Source organism: Bacillus sp. FJAT-14266 (assembly GCF_001719225.1).
Classification (GTDB): domain Bacteria; phylum Bacillota; class Bacilli; order Bacillales; family Bacillaceae; genus Bacillus; species Bacillus subtilis.
The window spans coordinates 911,093-936,807 of the sequence record NZ_CP017072.1; the positions used below are offsets into that span (position 1 = coordinate 911,093).

Annotated in this window: 24 protein-coding genes and 1 pseudogene; 17 read left to right on the forward strand and 8 right to left on the reverse strand. The window is 44.5% G+C overall.

Features of this window, described 5'->3' with window-relative positions; all coding sequences use genetic code 11:
* Positions 1–8: 8 nt before the first annotated feature.
* Complete coding sequence (locus tag BGM23_RS04725) at positions 9–926, reverse strand: DMT family transporter (protein ID WP_015714729.1); 918 nt, start codon at positions 924–926, stop codon at positions 9–11.
* 99 nt (positions 927–1,025) lie between these two features.
* On the opposite strand from BGM23_RS04725, the gene BGM23_RS04730 reads away from it, so the two are divergent.
* Positions 1,026–1,901 carry a LysR family transcriptional regulator gene (locus BGM23_RS04730; RefSeq protein WP_029725944.1) on the forward strand — a complete coding sequence of 292 codons (876 nt, stop codon included), beginning with the start codon at positions 1,026–1,028 and terminating at the stop codon, positions 1,899–1,901.
* Between the two features lie 155 nt (positions 1,902–2,056).
* Here BGM23_RS04730 and BGM23_RS04735 read toward each other — a convergent pair whose 3' ends face one another.
* Positions 2,057–2,476 (reverse strand): hypothetical protein, encoded by a 420-nt coding sequence (locus tag BGM23_RS04735; RefSeq protein WP_029318390.1) that lies wholly within the window; start codon positions 2,474–2,476, stop codon positions 2,057–2,059.
* A gap of 317 nt (positions 2,477–2,793) precedes the next feature.
* On the opposite strand from BGM23_RS04735, the gene BGM23_RS04740 reads away from it, so the two are divergent.
* Positions 2,794–3,804 (forward strand): LLM class flavin-dependent oxidoreductase, encoded by a 1,011-nt coding sequence (locus BGM23_RS04740; RefSeq protein ID WP_003228318.1) that lies wholly within the window; start codon positions 2,794–2,796, stop codon positions 3,802–3,804.
* Positions 3,805–3,852: 48 nt separating this feature from the next.
* Here the strand turns inward: BGM23_RS04740 and araR are convergent, their stop codons facing one another.
* A complete protein-coding gene (gene araR / locus BGM23_RS04745; protein ID WP_003243070.1) occupies positions 3,853–4,941 on the reverse strand; it encodes an arabinose utilization transcriptional regulator AraR in 1,089 nt (362 codons plus the stop codon).
* Positions 4,942–5,144: 203 nt separating this feature from the next.
* Here araR and araE point away from each other — a divergent pair, with 203 nt between their 5' ends.
* The 7 genes from araE to eno all read left to right on the forward strand — a co-directional run bounded on the left by araE (position 5,145) and on the right by eno (position 14,056).
* On the forward strand, positions 5,145–6,539 hold the full coding sequence (gene araE / locus BGM23_RS04750) for an arabinose-proton symporter AraE (RefSeq protein ID WP_003243899.1): 1,395 nt from the start codon (positions 5,145–5,147) through the stop codon (positions 6,537–6,539).
* Positions 6,540–6,836: 297 nt separating this feature from the next.
* Positions 6,837–7,859, forward strand: a complete 1,023-nt coding sequence (gene cggR / locus BGM23_RS04755) for a gapA transcriptional regulator CggR (protein WP_003228324.1) — start codon at positions 6,837–6,839, stop codon at positions 7,857–7,859.
* 46 nt (positions 7,860–7,905) lie between these two features.
* Complete coding sequence (gap, locus tag BGM23_RS04760; protein WP_003219957.1) at positions 7,906–8,913, forward strand: type I glyceraldehyde-3-phosphate dehydrogenase; 1,008 nt, start codon at positions 7,906–7,908, stop codon at positions 8,911–8,913.
* Between the two features lie 316 nt (positions 8,914–9,229).
* The gene (locus BGM23_RS04770; protein WP_003243051.1) at positions 9,230–10,414 is read left to right on the forward strand and encodes a phosphoglycerate kinase; all 1,185 of its coding nucleotides are present in this window, start codon (positions 9,230–9,232) and stop codon (positions 10,412–10,414) included.
* Between the two features lie 30 nt (positions 10,415–10,444).
* Complete coding sequence (gene tpiA, locus BGM23_RS04775; protein WP_003243394.1) at positions 10,445–11,206, forward strand: triose-phosphate isomerase; 762 nt, start codon at positions 10,445–10,447, stop codon at positions 11,204–11,206.
* Positions 11,199–12,734, forward strand: coding sequence for a 2,3-bisphosphoglycerate-independent phosphoglycerate mutase (gene gpmI, locus BGM23_RS04780; RefSeq protein WP_003228330.1), 1,536 nt, complete (start codon positions 11,199–11,201; stop codon positions 12,732–12,734). Before tpiA ends, gpmI begins: the two co-directional genes overlap by 8 nt.
* A 29-nt stretch (positions 12,735–12,763) precedes the next feature.
* The gene (gene eno / locus BGM23_RS04785; protein WP_003228333.1) at positions 12,764–14,056 is read left to right on the forward strand and encodes a phosphopyruvate hydratase; all 1,293 of its coding nucleotides are present in this window, start codon (positions 12,764–12,766) and stop codon (positions 14,054–14,056) included.
* 44 nt (positions 14,057–14,100) lie between these two features.
* On the opposite strand, the gene BGM23_RS04790 is transcribed toward eno, so the two are convergent.
* Positions 14,101–14,568, reverse strand: a complete 468-nt coding sequence (locus BGM23_RS04790) for a GNAT family N-acetyltransferase (protein ID WP_072692768.1) — start codon at positions 14,566–14,568, stop codon at positions 14,101–14,103.
* Between the two features lie 119 nt (positions 14,569–14,687).
* Between BGM23_RS04790 and BGM23_RS04795 the strand changes: the two genes are divergently transcribed.
* Positions 14,688–16,505 (forward strand): zinc ribbon domain-containing protein, encoded by a 1,818-nt coding sequence (locus BGM23_RS04795; protein WP_038427922.1) that lies wholly within the window; start codon positions 14,688–14,690, stop codon positions 16,503–16,505.
* A gap of 35 nt (positions 16,506–16,540) precedes the next feature.
* On the opposite strand, the gene BGM23_RS04800 is transcribed toward BGM23_RS04795, so the two are convergent.
* Together BGM23_RS04800 and BGM23_RS04805 are read right to left on the reverse strand one after the other, a co-directional pair.
* Positions 16,541–17,239, reverse strand: coding sequence for a zinc ribbon domain-containing protein (locus BGM23_RS04800; RefSeq protein ID WP_038427921.1), 699 nt, complete (start codon positions 17,237–17,239; stop codon positions 16,541–16,543).
* A gap of 131 nt (positions 17,240–17,370) precedes the next feature.
* A complete protein-coding gene (locus BGM23_RS04805) occupies positions 17,371–17,985 on the reverse strand; it encodes a PH domain-containing protein (RefSeq protein ID WP_038427920.1) in 615 nt (204 codons plus the stop codon).
* A 152-nt stretch (positions 17,986–18,137) separates the two neighbouring features.
* On the opposite strand from BGM23_RS04805, the gene BGM23_RS04810 reads away from it, so the two are divergent.
* Positions 18,138–18,770, forward strand: a complete 633-nt coding sequence (locus BGM23_RS04810) for an NAAT family transporter (RefSeq protein ID WP_029725941.1) — start codon at positions 18,138–18,140, stop codon at positions 18,768–18,770.
* Between the two features lie 17 nt (positions 18,771–18,787).
* Here BGM23_RS04810 and opcR read toward each other — a convergent pair whose 3' ends face one another.
* Positions 18,788–19,345 (reverse strand): opuC operon transcriptional regulator OpcR, encoded by a 558-nt coding sequence (gene opcR, locus BGM23_RS04815; RefSeq protein WP_003228345.1) that lies wholly within the window; start codon positions 19,343–19,345, stop codon positions 18,788–18,790.
* Positions 19,346–19,608: 263 nt separating this feature from the next.
* On the opposite strand from opcR, the gene opuCA reads away from it, so the two are divergent.
* The 4 genes from opuCA to opuCD are packed head-to-tail and all read left to right on the forward strand — an operon-like array spanning position 19,609 to position 23,050.
* A complete protein-coding gene (gene opuCA / locus BGM23_RS04820; protein WP_003243370.1) occupies positions 19,609–20,751 on the forward strand; it encodes an osmoprotectant ABC transporter ATP-binding protein OpuCA in 1,143 nt (380 codons plus the stop codon).
* Between the two features lie 22 nt (positions 20,752–20,773).
* The gene (gene opuCB / locus BGM23_RS04825; RefSeq protein WP_003228349.1) at positions 20,774–21,427 is read left to right on the forward strand and encodes a glycine betaine/carnitine/choline/choline sulfate ABC transporter permease OpuCB; all 654 of its coding nucleotides are present in this window, start codon (positions 20,774–20,776) and stop codon (positions 21,425–21,427) included.
* A gap of 19 nt (positions 21,428–21,446) precedes the next feature.
* Positions 21,447–22,358, forward strand: a complete 912-nt coding sequence (gene opuCC / locus BGM23_RS04830) for an osmoprotectant ABC transporter substrate-binding lipoprotein OpuCC (protein WP_080265404.1) — start codon at positions 21,447–21,449, stop codon at positions 22,356–22,358.
* A gap of 17 nt (positions 22,359–22,375) precedes the next feature.
* Positions 22,376–23,050, forward strand: a complete 675-nt coding sequence (gene opuCD, locus BGM23_RS04835) for a glycine betaine/carnitine/choline/choline sulfate ABC transporter permease OpuCD (protein ID WP_014478003.1) — start codon at positions 22,376–22,378, stop codon at positions 23,048–23,050.
* Between the two features lie 31 nt (positions 23,051–23,081).
* Here the strand turns inward: opuCD and BGM23_RS04840 are convergent, their stop codons facing one another.
* Positions 23,082–23,615: a GbsR/MarR family transcriptional regulator gene (locus tag BGM23_RS04840; RefSeq protein ID WP_014478002.1), complete on the reverse strand. Its 534-nt coding sequence runs from the start codon at positions 23,613–23,615 to the stop codon at positions 23,082–23,084.
* Positions 23,616–23,898: 283 nt separating this feature from the next.
* Between BGM23_RS04840 and opuBA the strand changes: the two are divergent.
* Both opuBA and opuBB read left to right on the forward strand, forming a co-directional pair.
* Positions 23,899–25,043 (forward strand): annotated as a pseudogene (gene opuBA / locus BGM23_RS04845) (choline ABC transporter ATP-binding protein OpuBA).
* Between the two features lie 16 nt (positions 25,044–25,059).
* Positions 25,060–25,713, forward strand: coding sequence for a choline ABC transporter permease OpuBB (gene opuBB / locus BGM23_RS04850; RefSeq protein ID WP_003228370.1), 654 nt, complete (start codon positions 25,060–25,062; stop codon positions 25,711–25,713).
* Positions 25,714–25,715: the final 2 nt, after the last annotated feature.

The following is a 25,715-nucleotide window of genomic DNA, read 5'->3' on the forward strand; positions in this document are numbered from 1 at the left end:
GGTTTTTATTATTGTGCAGCTTTCTCGTTTATACCAATCGCCGCAGCTTTCTGCGCTTTTGATTTTGTATTCACGAGACAGATGCTCGTGACAATCAGCATCAGCCCTGCCAAGAGGCTAAGGGTGAGCGGTTCATGCAGGAAAATGGAGCTGGCCACGATTGATATGAGCGGAATCAAAAAAGTATAAGATGCGACCTTGCTTGCTTCTCCTGAACCGACAAGCGTAAAAAAGACAAGCCAGCCGAGCGCGATAACGAATACGGAGATGAACAGCAGGCTCGTGATAAACGGAGCTGTCCATTGGATCGCCGAAAAGCTTTCTGTCCAAAAGCCGGATATAAGCAGAAACACGCTTCCGATCGTCAGCTGCAGAGCGACCATCCAGATGGAATCGACGCGGCTGCCTGTTTTTTTCATATATACCGTCCCGAGCGCCCAGCTGACTGCGGAGCCGAGAGCCAGCAGAACCCCAATGACAGAAATATGCCCGCCAAAGCCCGCAGCACTAATGACGGCTACTCCCGCAAAACCGAGGATGAGTCCGATCACTTTCATTACAAACATGGATTCGCCGAGCCACAGCCAAGAAAATACACCCATCAGAACAGGCTGGAAGAAGACGATTGCAGAAAACAGGCCGGCCGGAAGATAATTCAGCCCGATCGTTTGCAGGCCGTAGAATAACGTAATATTTAAAAGAGCAGAAACAAGATAAATCGGCCACGTTTCTTTTAAGCGTAATTTATGAATACGCGGCAGTGCGACAATGACTAATAAAAGCCCGCCGATCAGCGTTCGGATGCCCGCGAACAATAATGGCGGAGAATAGGCGAGCGCGGCTTTGGACAGCGGCCAATTGACGCCCCACATGATGACGAGAAATGCGAGCAGGAGAGCTGTCCGCGTTTTTGAGAGCTGCTTCATTGTTTATTCACTCCTTGTAGAACTTTTCCATCATATGATACGGTAGAACATAAGATAAATAAAATGAATCTTTTTTATAAGGAGCATAAGTAAATTGTTATGACCATTACACAATTAAAGGTTTTTGTGAAAATAGCTGAAACGGGAAGCTTTACAAAAGCGGGTCAGGCGCTGAACATGACACAGCCGGCTGTCAGCCATGCGATTTCTGCGATCGAAGCTGAGCTTGATGTAAAGCTGATCATTCGTGACCGCCGCAATGGCCTGATGCTGACAGATACGGGAAAACAGATCTTAGTACACATTAGAGAAGTCTTAAAAGGCATTGAAAAAGTTGAGCAGGTAGCAGCAGCGGAAAAAGGGCTTGAACTGGGAACGATCCATATCGGCACATTCTCAACTGCCTCGGCTTATTTTATGCCGAAGCTGATCAGTGAATTTAAACAAAAATATCCGAAACTTGAGCTTGTGCTGCACGAGGGAACTGTAAATGAAGTCAAGGAGTGGCTTCATACGCGGATGATAGATGTTGGGATTCTTCTGTATCCAACAGAGGAGATGGAGTACATTCATTTGAAAAAAGACAAAATGGCTGTCGTGCTCAGGGACGATCACCCGCTTGCCAGTCATTCGGCCATTACGCTGAAAGATCTTGACCATGAACCGATGATCGTCTGTGACGGAGGCTATGAATCACCATTTGTCGATATGTTCAGGCAGGCGGGCGCTACGCTGCACCCAGCTTTCACGGTCTATAACATCAACACCTCGATCAGTATGATCAGAGAAGGACTGGGCCTGGCCATTTTATCAGAAATGTCCATGTCGGGGATGCCGCTGCCGGAGCATGTGGTGACCCGGGAATTGGACCCGCAGGTATACCGTGATGTGCAGCTTGCTGTTCCGTCGCTAAAGGAGGCTTCTCTGGCGGCTAAGCTCTTTATTGAGATGGCTAAGGAGTTGTTTGGAAAATAAATCACTAATTATATTAGTTTCTATTAACAATGAATTCAATAAATTGGTTAATGAAGTTTCTTCTATATATTGGAGTAATAAAACAAATTGAATCTAACACGAATGGTTTTTAAATAATATAAAAAGCTGTCGAGTTTACCTGACAGCTTAATAATTTATCGATTTACTTTGAATGAATTCGAATAATTATATGAATAATCTTTGCTATAAGAATATGTAATTTTAGCTTTGATTCTGTAATAACCAGTTGAACATCCTTTTAATGGGAATGACTTTTCAACATGATATACAAAATCAAATGTTTTACTTTTGCATGTTTTCCATGATTTCCCTGATTTGCGCTGGAGGTATAGTGTTCCCTTTTTATGACCAAATGGATAGCTGGTACCGATAAGAAAATCTACGGATGTGGCTTTTTTAGTATAATGAGAAGCGTCGGTATAACCCCAAACGTTTATATCTTCCATTTTACCAGAATCAAAGCCGGCTGCTAATGCATTAGAACTTCCGAAAAACAACATAATAGCCAGGGTAAATGCTGTAATAACTGAAATTTTTATACTTGTTTTTTTCATAGGAAATATCTCCTTTTTATTTAATATATACCATAATATATCATGGGGTTTTCTGGTTATCAACAACTAAATATATATAACAAAAATAGAAGATACTGTTTTTAGTTTAAGTTTGGTAATCAAAGTGAGTTTGAAGAAACAATTTTTTAGTTTTTATTTATTTGTATAATAAATGCTTTTTACATTGTTCGAATTTCATCGAATCAAATTCTTTTATTCCTGAATGCAGTTGTGTTATGGTGTGATAGAAGTTCTTTCAATCATGACCTGACAGCTTTGGGCTGTTTACTGATAACACATTTGCAAAGGAGAACAATATGTCTAACAACCAACGCAAAGATACCTTGCTTTCTGTCTTGAATTTATCTCCGGTTGTTCAGGGAGGAACGATTGCAGAATCATTCCGAAACAGCATGGACTTGGCGCGCCGGGCAGAGGAATGGGGCTATCACCGTTACTGGCTTGCTGAACATCATAATATAGAAGGTGTTGCAAGCTCTGCCACCGCAGTTTTGATTGGCCATATTGCCGGAGGCACGAAGAAAATCCGCGTCGGTTCCGGCGGCATTATGCTCCCGAACCACTCTTCATTAGTCATTGCTGAACAATTCGGCACACTGGAAACACTGTATCCCGGGCGGATTGATCTGGGGCTTGGACGTGCGCCGGGAACAGACCAGTTGACAGCCAGAGCACTCCGCAGAAACATCAACAGCGGGGAGGATTTTCCAGAACAATTAGAGGAACTGCGCAATTATTTTAAACCGTCAGGAAATGTGCGCAATCAAGTTCGCGCCATTCCCGGAGAGGGCATAGACGTGCCGATTTGGCTGCTGGGCTCAAGCGGCTTCAGCGCCCGTCTGGCAGGTGAATTAGGTCTTCCGTTTGCCTTTGCCGCTCATTTCTCACCGGCGAATACGGTTCCCGCTTTGGAGCTGTACCGCAATTCCTTCACGCCGTCAGACGTGCTCGACGAACCGTATGCGATGGTCGGTGTCACCATTATCGCGGCAGATACAAACGAGAAAGCGCAGCACCTTGCGACTTCGCATTATCAAAGGTTTCTTGATCTTGTCCGCGGTACGCCGAACCAGCTTAAACCGCCTGTTGAGGATATGGACCAAATCTGGAGCCCGTATGAAAAAGCGATGGTCAATGAGCAGCTGAGCTCCACGATTGTCGGAGGTCCGGAAGAAGTGAAGGCGAAGCTTGAAGATTTCGTCAAAACGACACAGGCTGACGAAATTATGGTTAACTCAGAAACCTTTGAACACGCAGACAGAATGCGTTCGTTTGAAATCATCGCTGACGTTTGGAAAAACAGATAACAACTATAAAAAAAGCAATGTAGCGGGGAGACCCATACATTGCTTTTTTTATTCATTCAGTTTTCGTGCGGACTGGCGAATGATCAACTCAGGCTCAAATATGACATCCTCTTGCTTCGGCTTTTTATGCTCTAAGCAGTCAATGACATATTTGGCGGCTGCTTTTCCAAGCACTGATTTCGGATGTTTGACAGAGGTTAGTTTCACTTCTGAGATTTGGGCGAAATGTGAATCATCGTACCCGACGATAGACATATCTTCCGGCACTTTAAGATCCATCTCCCTCAGCATATCAATCACCTTCAGCGCAATTTCATCGTTATAACAAAGAATGGCTGTCGGCATGTGCTTGCTGTTTTTCTCCAGTGTGGCTTTTACTTTCTCCAGAAGTTTTGATTCTTTTTCTTCCGTTGTAAATGTCACGATCATATCCGGAGAAGGAAACAACTCACGCTCCCGGTGCGCCTGTATAAATCCGTTCATCCGTTTCACGCCTTGTGTGTCATCAGCTTTAAAAATACCCATCATATGCGTGTGGCCGAGAGAAAGCAAATGCTCCGCCGCCATCATCCCGCCTTTCACATCATCCAAGGTAAAACTCGGCGCGGCAAGCTCGGCATATGACGCGTTAATCATCGCAAAAGGAATGCCGTTTTTCTCCAAGTTCAGATAATAGCCGATGTTTGGGGTTTGAAGGGCGCTTTTTGTCGGTTCTACGATGAGTCCGTCAATATGCTGGGACAGCAGGTTTTCTAAGCCTCTTCTTTCGTTGTCCGGGTTGTTGTTTGTGCTTGTCAAAAGCATAGAATACCCCTGCTCGCTTAAATAGGACTCGATTCCTCTGATGATGCTCGGGAAAATATAGTCTGATATGTAGGTTGTCAAAACACCGATCGTTTTATTGGAATGCAGCGCTGACTTAGCAGAGCGTGAAGCGACAAAGGTGCCTCCGCCTTGCACGCTGTACAGCAGACCTTGTGATACGAGGTCTCCGATCGCTTTGCGGATGGTATGCCGGCTGACGCCGAATTGCTGCATTAATTCGTTTTCGGTAGGGATTTTTTGATCGGGCAGTATTTTGCCTTGATTAATCCAAGAACTGATTTCTTCTTTTACTTGCGCGTATTTTGGTAACATATCCATTCCTCCAAAATGTATACGGACAAATTTCAGTATATCACAGCGTTCTTTGTAAGAAAACATTGACAGAAAATGCAAACAAGATTATTCTATATTTGTACGTACTAATTAAATGTAATTTTCGTTAAATTTTAATATAAGTACGTACAATTGAAAAGTATAATGTAAACGCTTTACTCAACATTCGGGAGGGCAGGGAAATGAAGAATACTCCAACTCAATTAGAACCAAATGTTCCTGTAACACGAAGCCATTCTATGGGATTTGTCATTTTGATCTCATGTGCGGCGGGGCTTGGCGGCTTATTGTATGGCTATGACACGGCAGTGATTTCTGGCGCCATCGGTTTTCTGAAAGATTTATACAGCCTGAGTCCGTTTATGGAGGGACTTGTCATTTCAAGCATTATGATTGGAGGAGTTGTGGGCGTCGGGATATCCGGATTTTTAAGTGACAGATTCGGCCGGAGAAAAATTTTAATGACAGCCGCTTTGTTATTTGCGATATCAGCAATCGTTTCAGCGCTTTCTCAAGATGTGTCCACCTTAATCATTGCAAGGATTATCGGGGGGCTGGGAATCGGGATGGGCTCATCGCTCTCTGTTACGTATATTACAGAAGCGGCACCGCCCGCCATACGCGGAAGTTTATCTTCGTTATATCAGCTCTTTACGATACTGGGTATTTCCGCTACCTACTTTATTAATCTAGCTGTGCAGCGTTCTGGAACATATGAATGGGGCGTGCACACCGGCTGGAGATGGATGCTTGCTTACGGAATGGTGCCGTCCGTCATCTTTTTCCTTGTCCTGCTCGTCGTCCCGGAAAGCCCGAGATGGCTGGCGAAAGCGGGCAAAACAAATGAAGCTTTAAAGATCCTGACACGTATTAATGGAGAAACTGTTGCAAAAGAAGAATTAAAGAACATTGAGAACTCTTTAAAAATAGAACAAATGGGGTCGCTCTCCCAGCTGTTTAAGCCGGGTCTCAGAAAGGCGCTTGTCATTGGAATCCTGCTGGCGCTGTTTAACCAAGTCATCGGCATGAACGCGATTACTTACTACGGGCCGGAAATCTTTAAAATGATGGGATTCGGGCAAAACGCCGGATTTGTGACGACTTGTATCGTCGGGGTTGTAGAAGTTATTTTTACCGTTATTGCGGTGTTGCTGATTGATAAAGTCGGACGAAAAAAACTGATGTCCATCGGTTCTGCTTTTATGGCTATTTTTATGATTTTAATCGGGACGTCGTTTTATTTTGAGTTAACAAGCGGGATCATGATGATCGTCCTTATATTAGGTTTTGTCGCTGCTTTCTGTGTCTCGGTCGGACCGATCACATGGATTATGATTTCTGAAATCTTCCCGAACCATCTGCGTGCGCGGGCCGCGGGCATTGCGACCATCTTTTTATGGGGAGCAAACTGGGCGATCGGACAGTTTGTGCCAATGATGATCGATTCTTTCGGGCTCGCCTATACATTTTGGATCTTTGCGGTGATTAACATCCTTTGTTTCCTGTTTGTCGTTACGATCTGTCCGGAAACGAAGAACAAATCGCTCGAGGAAATTGAAAAGCTTTGGATAAAATGAAAACGCTTTAATGAAACAGCTCTTTCTACGGGAAGGGCTGTTTATATTGGGATGCACCATTTGGCGCTTTCTGTATAAGATAAAGATATATAGGATAAAATATTGCTGGATAAAACGACGCGGCATGAAAACTCTGCGAATATTGTCGATGAATTGGCTCTTAACAGTTGAATAAACAATTCCACCCTGTTAAAATAATTAAAGAAAGCAGAAATGATTTTTTTTGGCTATGACGGGACGTTTTTTGTCATAGCGGGACATATGATGTCCAGCAAAAAAGGAAGGAACGTTTGAGTCATGAACCAGTTAATACAAGCTCAAAAAAAATTATTGCCTGATCTTCTGCTCGTTATGCAAAAGAGGTTTGAAATCTTGCAGTATATCAGGCTGACAGAACCCATCGGGCGAAGAAGCCTGTCTGCCAGTCTCGGAATCAGCGAGCGTGTGCTGAGGGGCGAGGTTCAGTTTTTAAAGGAACAGAACCTGGTCGATATTAAGACAAACGGCATGACATTGACAGAAGAGGGCTATGAACTGCTTTCTGTTTTGGAAGATACGATGAAAGATGTTTTAGGTTTGACTCTTTTGGAAAAGACATTAAAAGAACGTTTAAATCTAAAGGATGCCATTATCGTATCCGGAGACAGCGATCAATCCCCATGGGTCAAAAAAGAAATGGGAAGAGCGGCTGTCGCATGTATGAAAAAAAGATTTTCAGGCCAAAATATCGTCGCTGTAACTGGCGGTACGACAATTGAAGCTGTCGCCGAAATGATGACGCCGGATTCTAAAAACCGCGAGCTTTTGTTTGTGCCTGCAAGAGGCGGTTTAGGCGAAGACGTGAAAAACCAGGCGAACACCATATGCGCGCATATGGCGGAGAAGGCTTCAGGCACTTACCGGCTTTTGTTTGTTCCGGGGCAGCTGTCACAAGGCGCCTATTCATCTATTATTGAAGAGCCTTCAGTCAAAGAGGTGCTGAACACCATTAAATCAGCGAGTATGCTGGTTCACGGAATCGGCGAAGCTAAAACTATGGCTCAGCGCAGAAACACGCCTTTAGAAGACTTAAAGAAAATAGATGATAACGACGCGGTGACAGAAGCGTTCGGCTACTATTTTAACGCGGACGGCGAAGTGGTTCACAAAGTGCATTCTGTCGGAATGCAGCTGGATGACATAGACGCCATTCCCGATATTATTGCGGTAGCGGGCGGATCATCAAAAGCCGAAGCGATCGAGGCTTACTTTAAAAAGCCACGCAACACGGTTCTCGTCACAGACGAAGGAGCCGCAAAGAAGTTATTAAGGGATGAATAATCCCTCAATATAAATATCTCTCACTTATTTAAAGGAGGAAACAATCATGGCAGTAAAAGTCGGTATTAACGGTTTTGGTCGTATTGGACGTAACGTATTCCGCGCAGCATTAAACAATCCTGAAGTTGAGGTAGTAGCGGTTAACGATTTAACAGATGCTAACATGCTGGCTCACCTTTTACAATATGATTCTGTACACGGAAAATTAGACGCTGAAGTTTCAGTTGACGGTAACAACCTTGTTGTTAACGGCAAAACAATTGAAGTTTCTGCAGAACGCGATCCTGCTAAACTTAGCTGGGGCAAACAAGGCGTTGAAATCGTAGTTGAATCTACTGGTTTCTTCACAAAACGCGCAGACGCTGCGAAACACTTAGAAGCTGGCGCGAAAAAAGTAATCATCTCTGCTCCTGCTAACGAAGAAGATATCACAATCGTTATGGGTGTTAACGAAGATAAATACGATGCGGCTAACCACGATGTTATCTCTAACGCATCTTGCACAACAAACTGCCTTGCGCCGTTTGCAAAAGTACTTAACGATAAATTCGGCATCAAACGCGGTATGATGACAACTGTTCACTCTTACACAAACGATCAGCAAATCCTTGATCTTCCGCACAAAGACTACCGTCGTGCGCGTGCAGCAGCTGAAAACATCATCCCAACATCAACTGGTGCTGCTAAAGCAGTTTCTCTAGTTCTTCCTGAACTAAAAGGCAAACTGAACGGTGGAGCAATGCGTGTTCCAACTCCAAACGTTTCTCTAGTTGACTTGGTTGCTGAACTGAACCAAGAAGTAACAGCTGAAGAAGTAAACGCAGCTCTTAAAGAAGCGGCTGAAGGCGACCTTAAAGGAATCCTTGGCTACAGCGAAGAGCCATTAGTTTCTGGCGACTACAACGGAAACAAAAACTCTTCTACAATCGATGCTCTTTCTACAATGGTTATGGAAGGCAGCATGGTAAAAGTAATCTCTTGGTACGATAACGAAAGCGGCTACTCTAACCGCGTTGTTGACCTTGCAGCTTACATCGCAAAAAAAGGTCTTTAATTTATAGCTGAAAAAGGACCTGACTTGGTTCTTTCGAATAGAAGCGCTATAATGAAAGCGGACAAGGGAAGGGGACGGACTCCCTTTCCCTTTTTCCATGAAGACCGGCTTTCAGAAAACGCTCTGTGATAGAGAAACGACCGCGTTTTAAGCAGCTTTGCCGGCGCTTTCGCCTAAGGCCGCTGCCCTGGCTTTTAGACGAACTGCCCTGTGCCGAAAAAGACTGCGATCTGCCCTAGCGGAGTTATCGCTTGAACAGACGGTTTCACGTTTTTCGTGCTGTATGCAAACCATTTTGAAGGAGGATCTCCTAGGCATGAATAAGAAAACTCTCAAAGACATCGACGTAAAAGGCAAAGTTGTATTCTGCCGCGTCGACTTTAACGTTCCAATGAAAGACGGGGAAGTAACAGACGATACACGTATCCGTGCTGCGCTTCCAACAATCAAACACCTTGCAGACCAAGGCGCAAAAGTCCTTCTTGCGAGCCACTTAGGCCGCCCGAAAGGCGAAGTGGTTGAGGAGCTTCGTTTAACTCCTGTCGCTGCACGTCTCGGCGAACTGCTTGGAAAAGAAGTGAAAAAAGCGGATGAAGCATACGGCGATGCTGTAAAAGCACAAATTTCCGAGATGAAGGACGGAGACGTTCTTGTATTGGAAAACGTACGTTTCTATCCTGGTGAAGAGAAAAATGACCCTGAGCTTGCAAAAGCATTTGCTGAGCTTGCAGATGTATATGTAAATGACGCATTCGGTGCTGCCCACCGTGCTCACGCATCTACAGCTGGAATTGCCGAGCATCTGCCAGCAGTTGCAGGTTTCTTAATGGAAAAAGAGCTTGATGTACTTGGAAAAGCGGTTTCCAATCCTGACCGCCCGTTCACAGCGATCATCGGCGGAGCGAAAGTAAAAGACAAAATCGGTGTAATCGAGAGTCTTCTTGATAAAGTAGACAACCTGATCATCGGCGGAGGTCTTGCTTATACTTTCGTAAAAGCGCTTGGCTATGAAGTCGGTAAATCTCTTCTTGAAGAGGATAAAATCGAGCTTGCGAAATCATTTATGGACCGCGCTAAAGAAAAAGGCGTTAACTTCTACATGCCTGAAGATGTACTCGTTGCAGATGATTTCTCTAACGATGCAAACGTGAAAATTGTGCCGATCTCTGAAATCCCTAGTGATTTAGAAGCAATCGACATTGGTACGAAAACACGCGAAACGTATGCTGACGTCATCAAAAACAGCAAACTTGTCGTGTGGAACGGACCAATGGGCGTATTCGAAATCGACTTGTTCGCTCAAGGAACAAAAGCGGTTGCGGAAGCATTGGCAGAGGCGAAAGATACATACTCTGTCATCGGCGGAGGAGACTCTGCGGCAGCGGTTGAAAAATTCGGCCTTGCTGACAAAATGAGCCACATCTCAACAGGCGGCGGCGCATCCCTTGAGTTTATGGAAGGCAAAGAGCTTCCAGGGGTAGCTGCACTGAACGATAAATAATCTCAAAACTGCTATAAGGAAGTGGAACAGATGAGAAAACCAATTATCGCCGGTAACTGGAAAATGAACAAAACACTCGGCGAAGCTGTCAGCTTCGTTGAAGAAGTGAAATCTTCCATTCCAGCAGCAGACAAAGCTGAAGCTGTTGTTTGCGCGCCAGCGCTTTTCTTAGAAAAGCTTGCTTCTGCTGTGAAAGGCACTGACCTAAAAGTCGGCGCTCAAAACATGCACTTCGAAGAAAGCGGCGCGTTCACAGGCGAAATCAGCCCGGTTGCTCTGAAAGACCTTGGCGTTGACTACTGCGTCATCGGCCACTCTGAGCGCCGTGAAATGTTCGCTGAAACTGATGAAACAGTTAACAAAAAAGCACACGCAGCTTTCAAACACGGCATTGTGCCGATCATCTGTGTAGGTGAAACGCTTGAAGAGCGTGAAGCCGGCAAAACAAATGATCTTGTTGCTGACCAAGTGAAAAAAGGCCTTGCTGGTCTTTCTGAAGAACAAGTTGCTGCTTCTGTTATTGCGTATGAGCCAATCTGGGCAATCGGAACAGGCAAATCTTCTACAGCGAAAGATGCGAATGACGTGTGTGCGCATATCCGTAAAACCGTCGCTGAAAGCTTCAGCCAAGAAGCTGCAGACAAGCTTCGCATCCAATATGGCGGAAGCGTAAAGCCTGCAAACATTAAAGAATATATGGCAGAGTCCGATATTGACGGTGCTTTGGTCGGCGGCGCGAGCCTTGAGCCACAGTCATTCGTTCAATTATTGGAGGAAGGTCAATATGAGTAAAAAACCAGCTGCACTCATCATTCTTGATGGGTTCGGATTACGTAACGAAACAGTAGGGAACGCAGTCGCTTTAGCGAAAAAACCGAATTTTGACCGCTATTGGAACCAGTATCCTCATCAAACATTGACTGCTTCAGGCGAGGCTGTAGGTCTTCCTGAAGGGCAAATGGGGAACTCCGAAGTAGGTCACTTAAATATCGGTGCGGGACGTATTGTGTACCAAAGCTTAACACGCGTAAATGTTGCCATTCGCGAAGGAGAGTTCGAACGCAATCAAACATTCCTTGACGCGATCAGCAACGCGAAAGAAAACAACAAAGCCTTGCACCTGTTCGGTCTTTTATCTGACGGAGGCGTGCACAGCCATATCAACCATTTATTCGCACTGTTAAAGCTTGCGAAAAAAGAAGGGCTGACAAAGGTTTATATCCATGGCTTCCTTGACGGCCGTGATGTAGGTCCGCAGACAGCGAAAACGTACATCAACCAGTTGAACGATCAAATCAAGGAAATCGGTGTGGGTGAAATCGCCAGCATTTCCGGACGTTACTACTCTATGGACCGCGACAAACGCTGGGACCGTGTAGAAAAAGCGTACCGCGCAATGGCGTACGGCGAAGGCCCATCTTACCGCAGCGCCCTGGATGTTGTTGATGATTCATATGCAAATGGTATCTACGATGAATTCGTGATTCCATCTGTCATTACAAAAGAAAACGGTGAGCCTGTTGCGAAAATCCAAGACGGCGATTCTGTGATTTTCTATAATTTCAGACCGGACCGCGCCATCCAGATTTCCAACACGTTCACAAACAAAGACTTCCGTGACTTCGACCGCGGCGAGAATTATCCAAAGAACCTGTATTTCGTCTGCCTGACTCACTTCAGTGAAACAGTTGACGGCTATGTAGCGTTTAAACCGATAAATCTTGATAACACAGTCGGAGAAGTATTATCTCAGCACGGGTTAAAACAGCTTCGAATTGCAGAAACTGAAAAGTATCCGCACGTCACGTTCTTTATGAGCGGCGGCCGTGAAGCTGAATTCCCGGGTGAAGAGCGTATTCTCATCAACTCGCCTAAAGTTGCAACGTATGACTTGAAGCCTGAGATGAGTGCGTATGAAGTGAAGGACGCGCTTGTCAAAGAAATTGAAGCTGACAAGCATGACGCGATCATTCTTAACTTCGCAAACCCTGATATGGTCGGCCACTCCGGAATGGTTGAACCAACAATTAAAGCAATTGAAGCAGTGGACGAATGCTTGGGCGAAGTCGTTGACGCGATCCTTGCTAAAGGCGGACACGCCATCATTACCGCTGATCACGGTAATGCTGACATTCTGATTACAGAATCAGGCGAACCGCACACTGCGCATACAACAAACCCAGTCCCTGTGATTGTAACGAAAGAAGGCATTACGCTGCGTGAAGGCGGAATCCTAGGCGACCTTGCACCAACGTTATTAGACCTTCTTGGTGTTGAAAAACCGAAAGAAATGACAGGAACATCTTTAATTCAAAAATAATTTGAAAATCAAAAGGAGAGACAAAACTCATGCCATACATTGTTGATGTTTATGCACGCGAAGTATTAGACTCCCGCGGCAACCCAACAGTTGAAGTTGAAGTATATACAGAAACAGGAGCTTTCGGCCGCGCATTAGTGCCAAGCGGAGCTTCTACAGGTGAATACGAAGCGGTTGAGCTTCGTGACGGCGACAAAGACCGTTACCTTGGAAAAGGCGTGTTAACAGCTGTTAACAACGTAAACGAAATCATTGCTCCAGAGCTTCTTGGCTTTGATGTAACTGAACAAAACGCAATCGATCAGCTTTTAATCGAGCTTGACGGTACTGAAAACAAAGGCAAACTTGGTGCGAACGCAATCCTTGGCGTATCTATGGCTTGTGCGCGTGCTGCTGCTGATTTCTTACAGATTCCTCTTTACCAATACCTTGGAGGATTCAACTCAAAAACGCTTCCTGTACCGATGATGAACATCGTAAACGGCGGAGAGCATGCTGATAACAACGTGGATATTCAAGAATTCATGATCATGCCTGTAGGTGCTCCTAACTTCCGTGAAGCACTTCGCATGGGCGCTCAAATCTTCCACAGCCTGAAATCAGTATTAAGCGCAAAAGGCTTAAACACTGCTGTAGGTGACGAAGGCGGATTCGCTCCAAACCTTGGTTCTAACGAAGAAGCGCTTCAAACAATCGTTGAAGCAATCGAAAAAGCCGGTTTCAAACCTGGCGAAGAAGTTAAACTTGCTATGGATGCTGCATCTTCTGAGTTCTACAACAAAGAAGACGGCAAATACCATCTGTCTGGCGAAGGCGTTGTGAAAACATCTGCTGAAATGGTTGACTGGTATGAAGAGCTTGTTTCTAAATACCCAATCATCTCTATCGAAGACGGACTTGACGAAAACGACTGGGAAGGCCACAAGCTTCTTACTGAGCGTCTTGGCAAAAAAGTTCAGCTTGTTGGTGACGACCTCTTCGTTACAAACACGAAAAAACTTTCTGAAGGTATTAAAAACGGCGTAGGCAACTCTATCCTGATCAAAGTAAACCAAATCGGTACATTGACTGAAACATTCGATGCGATCGAAATGGCGAAACGCGCAGGCTACACAGCTGTTATCTCTCACCGTTCTGGTGAAACGGAAGACAGCACAATCGCTGACATCGCTGTGGCAACAAACGCAGGACAAATCAAAACAGGTGCTCCGTCTCGTACGGACCGTGTTGCGAAATACAACCAGCTTCTTCGCATCGAAGATCAGTTGGCTGAAACTGCTCAATACCATGGTATCAACTCTTTCTACAACTTAAACAAGTAATAAAAAGACCGCCGGGATTTTCTCTCGGCGGCTTTTTTATGCTTTCAGAGATCCAAATAAAGCCTCACCATATCGCGGCATTGAATCCCGTTTTCAAAAATGTCCTCATCATAATGTCTGACAAAGAAATCGTGGTCGATCGCCTGAATGCGGAATCCGCATTTTTGATAGAGGGAAAGCTGATGAATGCTGGAATTCCCTGTGCCGATTTCAATCGTGTCCGCCCCCAGCTTCTTCGCTTTTTCGATGGCGTCAAGTACAAGCTGTTTGCCAAAGCCTTTCTTCTGAAGAGATTCTTTTACCGCAATATTTACAATTTCAACTGTTTGCGGCCTTGTTTTTAGCAATACATAAACCCCTGCAAGCTCATCACCGGCCCAAGCTGTGTAACATTCTCCCCTCTCAAGATATTCATCTACAATGTCTTTCGATGGATCGGCGAGCAGCAATAGATCATATAATTCGTCATTTGTTTCTTCTCCTAATTCAATCCTGAGCTTTTGCATATTCATTCCACCTTTTTAGTCTGATAGACATTTAATTTTTTCATTCGTTCCCAATTTCATTCTGTTTTATTATAAAATATGAAAAGCAGTAAATGTTATCAAATTAGTAGAATAGGAGGAAAGTCATGTTATTTTGTAAGAATTGCGGCTCCCAGAATAATGAAGGAGCCAAGTTTTGTAAACAATGCGGCACCCCGATCGGAGGGGGCAGCAAACAGGCAAATCAAGAAACAGCTAGCACTGCAGAAACGAGGCAGGCTCCGCGAAAACCGATCCCTAAGAAAACCATCATTTTATGGAGCAGCATTGCCGCGGCGTGCGTTATATTATTCGCCGCATATAAAACCGGAGCGTATTTTACTTCAAAGGATAGGTTAGTAGACAAGTTTGAACAGGCCGTAAATGATGGGGATCAGGACCAAATCGCGACTCTGCTTACACCGGTAAATGACAATCTTAAACTCACTAAAAATAATGTAAAACCGTTTCTTACATATTTGAAGGATCATCCAGACAAAAAAGATGAACTTTTTGCATCGCTCCGTGAGGAAACAGCCCAGAAGGATATCGTATACGCAGAAAAAGACGGAAAAAGCCTGCTGGTATTTGACCATTACGACTTAAAGGTAGCACCTGTTTATTTTGAAGTGAGCAGCAATTATAAAAATACCGATTTATATGTCAATAAAGAGGAAGCCGGATCTGTAAAGAAAGCAGATCAAGCACAAACCCTCGGTCCGTACATTCCCGGCGAATATACAGTCTCAGCCAAACTGAAAAACGATGTCGTTGACCTTGTGAAAAAGGAAGACATTCAGGCGGTTGGCGATAACAGCTTTCGTGTTGATCTCTCATTGGAAGCAGACGATGTGACATTCAGCTTAGCGGATGACATCAAGAGCGGGAAGGGAGATTTGCTGATTAACGGCAAGTCGATTCATAAAGACCCATTCAAATCCGTAACATACGGTCCGCTGCTGACAGATGGATCAATGACAGCTTCAGTCGAGGCAGAATTTCCGTGGGGAAAAACAAAAACTGCCGGCGTTCCGATCGATGATAAAGAAATGGAGTTAACGTTAATTCCTGATCAAGATACACAGGAACAGATTATGAACACAATTGTCAAAACAACAAAACAATACTCCAAAGCTCTATCTGATGGGAATACAGCCCAGATGACAGAGGCAAGTGCCAATTGGAAGGCGGAGACGAAGGACACCGTCGATTCTATGAAAAGCGCGGATTCATACTTAAAAGATAGATACTTGGAAACTGATTTTGACCTGGACACATTTGCTCTCTCTCAGAAAAATGACGGAACGTGGCAGGTATCCGTAACAGGAAAAGAACTTCACCAGTCTTCTTCGTATAACAACTATACAAAATCTGAAATGACTGACGACAGTCCGAGTTATGAATATCTTCTTTCATATGATAAAAAACAGAAAAAATGGGTTTTCGAAGATGCAGAATCAACATTCGAATCTGCAGGCACAAATATAAAGAAAATCAAAAATGATAAACCAGAGACATACACTTCCGCCTGGGCTGGCTCGAAAAACAAAGGCAGTGAAAGCTCTGCAAGCGGCGATGTTACAGATGAACAAGTGACATTATTTATGGGCAGTTATCTGCAAAGTCAGGCAGATGCCGTGAATCAAAATAATTTCTCGCTGATGGAAGACAGCCTTGAAAAAGGCAGTTCCCTTTATTCCGACCAGCAGCATCTCGTGTCGAAATTAAATAAAGAGGGGACAACAGAAGACTTTAATAACTATGAAGTGAAAAGCTGGAGCCAAAATGGGTCGGCTATCACGATTAAGACGTATGAAGAATTCTATATCACAAAATCAGGCGGCAGTCCAAAGCTCAGAACATATAACTGGACCTACACCGGCGTAGTGAAGAACGGAAGAATTTACTTAACGTCTATTCAATAAAACAATCCCATCACCAGCAGGTGATGGGATTGTTTTTAAAAGAGCATATAACGGAAAATTTCTTTGACATAGTGTTCGATAATAAGCTGAAATGTAACGCAGATGATCAGATAAATCACAATCGTTGAGTAAATGACATCAATTTTCCCTTTATATGAATGCTGGTAACTGCTCAGCATCGCAGGAGGAATGGCGAAAAATGCACCGATTAAACCAATGGCTAATATAGTAAAGCAAATGTCTGTATGTAATAAAAAGAAGAAAAGGGCAAGAATCAAAATAGCCGTAAAAGGAATAAGAAATGCTCCGAATCTTGAGAATGAATCCTTGAAAGACACTTGGTTTCCCGCGATTTTCAGGGCGAAAAAGATGCATGCATGCAGGCCAAATAGAAATAAAATAAAATAAAGGGTTGGCTCTAAGAAGATTGCTGTAAAGCTTACGCTTCCGGGACCGTCTGAAAAAAGAATATAAAACATCAAAGGGGTCAGCAAACTGAAAAGAACCATCGTAATGATTGCGCTGATCAGCTGCTCTCCGCCTGTTGCTTTACATTCCTGATAAGGGCGTTTCAGGACGGATAAGACAAATGAACCGAACTGTTTTGCTGCTTGCTTTGCAGCGGCTCCAGTTTGAGCTGGATGCTGGTGGCCTGATTGACCGGGGAGCGGTGATCCGCATTTCTCACAAAAATTTCCGCCATCTGTTTGATGGCCGCATTGAGGACAATACATAAAATAACTCCTTTACATGTAATATAGGGAAAATAGACTAATAGTTTTATTATAAAAGAAAAAAGTTGTAAAGTAATCAATATTCATACAAAAAAAGACACGTGCCCGATAGCAGCTGTGTCTTTTTTTATCTAGTTATTCCTATATTTCTCAAATACATCCCCAAAATCCTTGATATGATACTGCGAGCGAACGGATGTCAGCCAAGTGAATCCGAATTCGGTCAGTTCTTTATATTGCGTTTCAATATTGACTTGCTCAGGGCGGGTATGGTGAAGAATCGTCACTGCTTTATCTAAGCTTTGCTCCGCTTGATTGATTAAAATGTCATTTTCATAGGTTGTTTCAGCGATGCGAAGCAGTGCTTTATAAAGGTCTTTTAACTTTTCAATCTGGTCTTTGTGGACATCAATGTCGAATTGTTCTCCGCCTAGCTTAAACTTTATTTCAACATCCAAATCGACTTTTCCGGCAGTTTCAAGAAAAACGTCAGAGATTTTATATTGCGAATAAGGATAGCGTTTCAACGTTCGTTTCGAGGAAGTGGCGCGTTCGCCGTCTACATGGATCAGGGCCAGGTTCGTAAAGCAATACTCGTCTGCTTTTGTTTTAATCAAGAAATAAATTTTCTCATTATCTTCATGCATGACATAATCATCTGCGTCTGTTTTGTCATAGTCCTGAGGTTCGATAATTTTTCCGATATCAGATAAGCCCAAGGCATCTGCCGCAATTTTTTTGAACATCTGTATACGTCCTTCCTATTCAATTTGTCACTTCATTGTAGCATGGCGCGTTTCTGACAGGCTATAAAGGTTTACCGGGAAATCGCCTCCGGGTAAAAGGGTGGAGAATCATTCTATTTCCTGTGCAGAGACTATCAACAAGGAGGTATAAGATGTTCTCATTCATCGTTCACGTCTTCATTTCTTTATTCGCAGTATCGAATCCGATCGGAAACGTACCGATATTTCTGACGCTGACAGAAGGCTATACTGCAGCGGAAAGAAAAGCGATTGCCCGGAAGGCAGCTATTTTATCCTTTTTTATTCTCGCGGCTTTTTTGGTTTTCGGCCATCTTATCTTTAAACTGTTTGATATCAACATTCACGCGCTCCGAGTGGCGGGCGGCATATTCATTTTCGGCATTGCCTATAATCTATTGAATGCGAAAGAATCACACGTGCAATCTCTTCACCATGATGAACATAAGGAAAGCAAGGAAAAAGCGGATATATCAGTCACACCTTTATCCATTCCGATCATTGCTGGGCCCGGAACGATTGCAACAGTAATGAGCCTTTCCGCCGGTCATAGCGGCATTGGTCATTATGCGGCTGTCACGATCGGCATAGCCGCCGTTATTGCCCTGACCTTTCTCTTTTTCCACTATTCTGCTTTTATCAGCAGCAAACTCGGAAAAACCGAGATGAATGTGATTACCAGACTGATGGGATTAATCTTAGCCGTGGTTGCGGTCGGGATGATTGGTGCCGGGCTGAAAGGCATGTTTCCGGTCTTAACCTCATGATGCAAAAAGCAGCTCTCTTATTTTAGAGAGCTGCTTTCTTTTGTTTTCGGCACATACCGAAAGACTTCCTCACTCTCAAAAAATTCAATCAACCTGCTCAGCCAATCATAGTAATGAAGCCATTCTTTTAATTCATTCAGCAGCTGATTAACTTTCTCTTCCGCTTCCGGGGTAAGCCCGTCCCTTTGTAAAAGATCACTCAGCTCCCGGTTTAATTTTTTATACAGCACTTTGTTTTTGCTCACGACCTTTGTCCAATTCGCCGCGAATAAAGAAATGAAGGTTTGATAATAATCCTGCTCGACGTCATAAAGGTCTTTTCGTACGCCTTTTTCAAACACCTTTTCGGCGATATTGGCATCGATCATTTCCCGGACAACCTGGCTCATCCGTGTTTTGCTCATGCCCGTTGCCTCAGAGAGCTCGCTTAAGGTCATTGGTTTTCGATTCATATAAATAATTCCGAGCACACGTCCGACAGTTGAAGGCATTCCAAACGTATGCATATTTTCGGCAATCTTCTCAATGAGATGCTCTTCAGCATGTTCAATGATGTCGAGAGCGGTTTTTTTCACAGATGATCATCCCTTCAAATGGCAATTGATGGTGTCAATATATCATATTTCTTCCTAGTGTTGAAAATAGCTGAATGCAGAGGAAGTGGGAGGTATCCGGCGTAATTGTAAGAACACCCTTTCCGTCTCGGTCATAACAATAAATAATCTATAAATAACATATAATTTCAACACATTGTAAACTTTTTATTTTACAAAGTTCAAACTATAATAAGGATTATACTTTTCAGAAAATTTAAAGGAAACCTGCGGAGGTGCACGGATTGCTGAAATTGGAACAAGTGTCAAAAGTATATAAAGGCGGCAAAAAAGCTGTGAACAGCATTGATTTAGATATTGCCAAAGGTGAATTTATCTGTTTTATCGGCCCGAGCGGCTGCGGAAAAACGACGACGATGAAGATGATCAACAGACTGATAGAACCATCGTCTGGAAGGATTTTTATCGACGGAGAAAATATTATGGAACAGGACCCGGTTGAGCTGAGAAGAAAAATCGGCTATGTGATTCAGCAGATTGGTTTGTTCCCCCATATGACCATCCAGCAGAACATCTCACTCGTACCAAAGCTGCTGAAATGGCCTGAGGAAAAACGGAAAGAACGGGCGCGCGAGCTGTTAAAGCTTGTGGATATGGGCCCAGAGTATTTAGACCGTTATCCGCATGAGCTCAGCGGCGGACAGCAGCAGAGAATCGGCGTGCTGCGCGCCCTGGCAGCGGAACCCCCTCTCATTTTAATGGATGAACCGTTCGGAGCGCTTGATCCGATTACGCGTGATTCCCTTCAGGAAGAATTCAAAAAACTGCAGAGAACCTTAAACAAAACGATTGTGTTTGTAACCCACGATATGGATGAAGCAATTAAGCTTGCTGACAGGATTGTGATATTAAAAGCGGGAGAAATCGTTCAAGTCGGCACACCTGATGAGATTCTTCGAAACCCGGCAAATGAGTTTGTTGAAGAATTTATCGGGAAAGAGCGCCTGATTCAGTCAAGACCGGATATCGAGCGGGTAGAGCAAATGATGAACAGAACGCCGGTGACGGTATCTGCGGACAAAACGCTTTCTCAGGCGATTCAGCTGATGAGAGAAAAACGTGTTGACTCGCTGCTCGTTGTGGACCGGCAAAACGTGCTGAAGGGCTATGTTGATGTGGAAATGATTGATCAAAACCGCAAAAAAGCGAGCATCGTTGGCGATGTATACCGTTCAGATATATATACCGTTCAAAAAGGGGCGCTTCTTCGCGATACAGTCCGAAAAATTTTGAAGCAGGGGATCAAGTATGTTCCGGTGGTCGATGAACAGAACCATTTAGCAGGGATTGTGACAAGAGCGAGCCTCGTTGATATCGTATACGATTCCATTTGGGGCGACGAGGAAAACCAGCTCATGACGATCTGACCAGGGGAGGAGCTCTTTTAAGATGAATCAAATGATGACTTTTTTGCAAACGAACGGCGGAGAGCTGTTGTATAAAACAGGAGAGCATTTATATATTTCACTCATAGCCGTTGTATTGGGCATTATCGTTGCAGTGCCGCTCGGCGTTGCTCTTACCAGAATGAAAAAAGGCGCAGGTGCGGTAATCGGTTTCGTAAACATTGTGCAAACCCTCCCGAGTCTGGCGATTTTAGCCTTTTTTATTCCGCTTCTCGGTGTAGGAAAAGTGCCTGCGATTGTCGCTTTATTTTTCTATTCGGTGCTGCCGATCCTGCGCAATACGTATACCGGCATTAAAGGTGTAAATAAAAACCTCCTGGAATCGGGGAAAGGGATTGGCATGACCGGCTGGGAGCAGATTCGGCTCGTCGAAATCCCGCTGGCGATTCCCATCATCATGGCGGGGATCCGCACATCAACGATCTACCTAATTGGCTGGGCGACACTTGCGTCGTTTATCGGGGGAGGCGGCCTCGGGGACTATATTTTTATCGGACTGAACCTATACCAGCCTGAATATATCATTGGCGGTGCCGTGCCTGTCACAATTCTGGCAATTATTATTGATTATGTGCTGGCTGTGACAGAACGAAAGGTGACGCCGAAAGGCTTGCAAGGGATGAAGGAAGTTTCGTAAGGAGTTGGCACTGTTGAAAATGACAAAAATCAAATGGCTGGGCGCGTTTGCTCTCGTCTTTGTCATGCTGCTAGGCGGCTGCTCTCTGCCGGGTCTCGGCGGCGCTTCTGACGACACGATCAAAATCGGGGCGCAGAGCATGACAGAATCAGAAATTGTAGCGAATATGATCGCGCAGCTTATTGAACATGATACAGATTTGAATACCGCTTTAGTGAAAAACCTCGGCTCAAACTATGTTCAGCACCAAGCGATGCTGGGCGGTGACATTGATATTTCAGCCACGCGCTATTCCGGAACAGATTTAACAAGCACCCTCGGCAAGGAAGCGGAGAAAGATCCGAAAAAAGCGCTGAACATTGTGCAGAACGAGTTTCAAAAGCGCTTTTCCTATAAATGGTTTGATTCCTACGGCTTTGATAACACATATGCCTTCACAGTAACAAAAAAGTTTGCGGAAAAGGAGCATATTAACACCGTGTCTGACCTGAAGAAAAATGCTTCCCAATATAAATTAGGCGTCGACAATGCTTGGCTGAAACGAAAAGGCGACGGGTATAAAGGCTTTGTCAGCACATATGGCTTTGAGTTCGGCACAACTTATCCAATGCAGATCGGGCTAGTCTATGACGCAGTCAAAAACCGGAAAATGGACGCCGTTTTGGCTTATTCAACGGATGGACGGATTAAAGCATATGATCTGAAAATCTTAAAAGATGATAAGCGTTTCTTCCCGCCGTATGACTGTTCACCGGTGATTCCGGAAAAGGTGCTTAAGGCGCATCCGGAACTTGAGGGTGTGATCAATAAGCTGATTGGGCAAATCGACACGGAAACGATGCAGGAACTTAATTATGAGGTGGATGGCAAGCTGAAGGAGCCGTCTGTCGTAGCAAAGGAATTTTTAGAGAAACATCATTATTTTGACTAAGAAAAGAGGTGGATCATATGGAAGTACTACAGCAGCTTGGCACATACTATTCGCAAAACGGCGGTTACGTGCTGCAGGAATTTTACCGCCATTTTCTGATGTCGGTGTATGGCGTTTTATTTGCCGCCATTGTTGGGATTCCGCTCGGCATCCTGATAGCCAGATACAGAAGATTAAGCGGATGGGTTTTTGCGGTCACGAACGTCATTCAGACCATCCCGGCTCTCGCCATGCTCGCCGTGCTGATGCTTGTCATGGGGCTGGGCGCTAATACGGTGATATTGTCATTATTTCTGTATTCTCTTCTGCCGATTATCAGAAATACGTATACAGGGATTATCAGTATTGAGCACGCCTATCTTGAATCCGGAAAAGCAATGGGGATGACAAAATTTCAAGTGCTGCGGATGGTCGAGCTTCCGCTTGCGCTTTCTGTCATAATGGCCGGCCTGCGCACCGCGCTTGTCATTGCCATCGGCATTACGGCCATCGGGACATTTGTCGGTGCTGGCGGTCTCGGGGACATCATCGTCAGAGGATCAAACGCCACAAACGGAACCGCGATTATATTAGCGGGAGCGATCCCCACAGCTCTGATGGCGGTGATTGCCGATTTGGTCATGGGCTGGCTTGAACGAGCATTAAGCCCGATTAAAAAGAGAAAGAAGAAAAATCTGGCAGGTGCCGCATAAGAAAAAACGCCTTGTAATGACAGGGCGTTTTTTACGGCTTCGGCACATATTTAAAAATTTCTTCGCTCTCAAAAAACTCAATCAAACGGCTGAGCCAATTATAATAATCAAGCCATTCCTTTAATTCTTTCAGCAGTTCATTCACTTTTTCTTCCGCTTCAGGAGTAAGCTCTTCATCCAACACGCTAAGCAGTTCCCGATTGAGTTTTTTATGCATCATTTTGTTTTTGCTGACGACTTTGCTCCAGGTGGCTGAAAACAGCGTGATAAATGTTTGATAGTAGTCCTGCTCAACCTCATATAAATCTTTTCGCACGCCTTTTTCGAACACCTTCTCGGCAATGTTGGCATCAAGCATTTCCCGCACTACCTGGCTCATGCGTGTTTTGCTCATGCCGGTAGCCTCAGATAATTCCGTAAGCGTCATCGGTTTTCGATTCATATAAATAATGCCCAGCACTCGTCCGACGGTAGAGGGCATTCCAAATGCATGCATGTTTTCCGCGATTCTTTCTATAAAATGGTCCTCGGCTTGTTCAATGATCGTTAACGGATCTTTCTCCAACGGTTTCATCCTTTCAGCTAACAATTCCGATGTCAATATACCACATTTTTGATACGGCGAAAATGCTGTCAAAAGAGAATTTGGCAGGAAATTGGAGCAATAAGGAGATCAACACACGTCAATGCGGGTAAATCAGCGTTTACACATACTTTATAAATAATATGAACAAATTGTAAACTTTTTATTTTATAAACTTTATTCTATAATGGGAAGCATTCAATTGTCTGAAAAATTAAATTTAAACTGAACAAATTGAATAAACTTAATTTTGGAGGTGCGATGTTTGCTGACATTAGAAAATGTCTCGAAAACATACAAGGGCGGCAAAAAAGCTGTGAACAACGTAAATCTTAAGATTGCAAAAGGCGAATTTATCTGCTTTATTGGGCCGAGCGGCTGCGGAAAAACGACAACAATGAAAATGATTAACCGATTAATTGAGCCTTCCGCCGGAAAGATTTTCATTGACGGCGAAAACATCATGGACCAGGATCCTGTAGAGCTCAGGCGCAAAATTGGCTATGTGATTCAGCAGATCGGCCTGTTTCCCCATATGACCATTCAGCAGAATATCTCACTCGTCCCAAAACTGCTGAAATGGCCGGAGCAGCAGCGGAAAGAGCGGGCGCGTGAGCTTTTAAAATTGGTCGATATGGGGCCAGAATATGTAGACCGTTACCCTCATGAATTAAGCGGGGGCAGCAGCAGCGAATTGGTGTATTACGGGCACTTGCCGCGGAGCCGCCGCTTATCTTAATGGATGAACCGTTTGGGGCACTCGACCCGATTACGAGGGATTCCCTCCAGGAAGAATTTAAAAAACTGCAAAAAACCTTACATAAAACCATCGTATTTGTTACCCATGATATGGATGAAGCGATTAAGCTGGCAGACCGGATTGTGATTTTAAAAGCGGGAGAAATCGTTCAAGTTGGAACGCCCGATGACATTTTAAGAAATCCGGCAGACGAATTTGTTGAGGAATTTATCGGCAAGGAGCGGCTGATTCAGTCATCCAGCCCGGATGTTGAACGGGTTGACCAGATTATGAACACACAGCCTGTAACGATCACCGCGGATAAAACGCTTTCTGAGGCCATTCAGCTGATGAGGCAGGAACGGGTCGATTCATTGCTGGTCGTCGATGACGAGCACGTTCTGCAAGGCTATGTCGATGTTGAAATCATTGATCAATGCCGGAAAAAGGCCAATCTCGTAGGTGAGGTTTTACATGAAAATATATACACAGTACTGGGCGGCACACTGCTGCGCGACACGGTCCGCAAAATTTTAAAACGGGGTGTCAAATATGTTCCCGTTGTGGATGAAGACCGACGCCTGATCGGAATTGTGACGAGGGCAAGTCTGGTCGACATCGTGTATGACTCCCTCTGGGGAGAAGAAAAGCAGCTCGCAGCATTGTCATAGGGAGGGGCGATAAGTCATGCATCATATTGTTCAATTTTTGCAAACCAATGGGGGCGAGCTTCTTTATAAAACATACGAGCATATTACGATATCGCTCATTGCTGTGATCCTGGGCGTGCTGGTTGCCGTCCCCCTCGGAGTTGTACTTACCAGAATGAAAAAAGGAGCCGGCACCATTATCGGCATTGTCAATATCATTCAGACGCTGCCGAGTCTGGCCATCCTCGCTTTTTTTATTCCGCTCCTTGGTGTAGGGAAGGTTCCGGCCATTGTGGCTTTGTTTTTCTATTCCGTATTGCCGATTCTTCGCAACACGTATACCGGCATTCGCGGCGTCAACAAAAATCTGCTCGAGTCTGGTAAAGGAATCGGAATGACGCCGGCTGAACAAGTCCGCTTGGTGGAGCTGCCGCTTGCCGCACCAGTGATCATGGCGGGAATCAGAACATCGACGATTTACTTAATCGGCTGGGCCACGCTTGCTTCCTTTATCGGAGGCGGCGGATTGGGTGATTACATTTTTATCGGACTGAATTTATATCAGCCGGAATATATCATCGGGGGCGCGGTACCTGTCACGATATTGGCAATTGTGATTGATTATGTGCTGGCAGTTGCTGAACGAAAACTGACACCTGCCGGCATGCAGAGATTGAAGGAATTGTCATAAGG

Excerpts from the sequence above, each read along its gene's own strand:
- BGM23_RS04725 (WP_015714729.1), bottom strand. The coding sequence starts at position 926 with ATGAAGCAGCTCTCAAAAACGCGGACAGCTCTCCTGCTCGCATTTCTC.
- BGM23_RS04795 (WP_038427922.1), top strand. The coding sequence starts at position 14,688 with ATGTTATTTTGTAAGAATTGCGGCTCCCAGAATAATGAAGGAGCCAAG.
- BGM23_RS04790 (WP_072692768.1), bottom strand. The coding sequence starts at position 14,568 with ATGAATATGCAAAAGCTCAGGATTGAATTAGGAGAAGAAACAAATGAC.
- BGM23_RS04740 (WP_003228318.1), top strand. The coding sequence starts at position 2,794 with ATGTCTAACAACCAACGCAAAGATACCTTGCTTTCTGTCTTGAATTTA.
- BGM23_RS04730 (WP_029725944.1), top strand. The coding sequence starts at position 1,026 with ATGACCATTACACAATTAAAGGTTTTTGTGAAAATAGCTGAAACGGGA.
- BGM23_RS04805 (WP_038427920.1), bottom strand. The coding sequence starts at position 17,985 with ATGTTCAAAAAAATTGCGGCAGATGCCTTGGGCTTATCTGATATCGGA.
- gpmI (WP_003228330.1), top strand. The coding sequence starts at position 11,199 with ATGAGTAAAAAACCAGCTGCACTCATCATTCTTGATGGGTTCGGATTA.
- opuCB (WP_003228349.1), top strand. The coding sequence starts at position 20,774 with ATGAATCAAATGATGACTTTTTTGCAAACGAACGGCGGAGAGCTGTTG.
- eno (WP_003228333.1), top strand. The coding sequence starts at position 12,764 with ATGCCATACATTGTTGATGTTTATGCACGCGAAGTATTAGACTCCCGC.
- BGM23_RS04800 (WP_038427921.1), bottom strand. The coding sequence starts at position 17,239 with ATGTATTGTCCTCAATGCGGCCATCAAACAGATGGCGGAAATTTTTGT.
- araE (WP_003243899.1), top strand. The coding sequence starts at position 5,145 with ATGAAGAATACTCCAACTCAATTAGAACCAAATGTTCCTGTAACACGA.
- opuCC (WP_080265404.1), top strand. The coding sequence starts at position 21,447 with ATGACAAAAATCAAATGGCTGGGCGCGTTTGCTCTCGTCTTTGTCATG.
- opuBB (WP_003228370.1), top strand. The coding sequence starts at position 25,060 with ATGCATCATATTGTTCAATTTTTGCAAACCAATGGGGGCGAGCTTCTT.
- cggR (WP_003228324.1), top strand. The coding sequence starts at position 6,837 with ATGAACCAGTTAATACAAGCTCAAAAAAAATTATTGCCTGATCTTCTG.
- gap (WP_003219957.1), top strand. The coding sequence starts at position 7,906 with ATGGCAGTAAAAGTCGGTATTAACGGTTTTGGTCGTATTGGACGTAAC.
- BGM23_RS04770 (WP_003243051.1), top strand. The coding sequence starts at position 9,230 with ATGAATAAGAAAACTCTCAAAGACATCGACGTAAAAGGCAAAGTTGTA.
- araR (WP_003243070.1), bottom strand. The coding sequence starts at position 4,941 with ATGTTACCAAAATACGCGCAAGTAAAAGAAGAAATCAGTTCTTGGATT.
- opuCD (WP_014478003.1), top strand. The coding sequence starts at position 22,376 with ATGGAAGTACTACAGCAGCTTGGCACATACTATTCGCAAAACGGCGGT.
- BGM23_RS04735 (WP_029318390.1), bottom strand. The coding sequence starts at position 2,476 with ATGAAAAAAACAAGTATAAAAATTTCAGTTATTACAGCATTTACCCTG.
- tpiA (WP_003243394.1), top strand. The coding sequence starts at position 10,445 with ATGAGAAAACCAATTATCGCCGGTAACTGGAAAATGAACAAAACACTC.
- BGM23_RS04810 (WP_029725941.1), top strand. The coding sequence starts at position 18,138 with ATGTTCTCATTCATCGTTCACGTCTTCATTTCTTTATTCGCAGTATCG.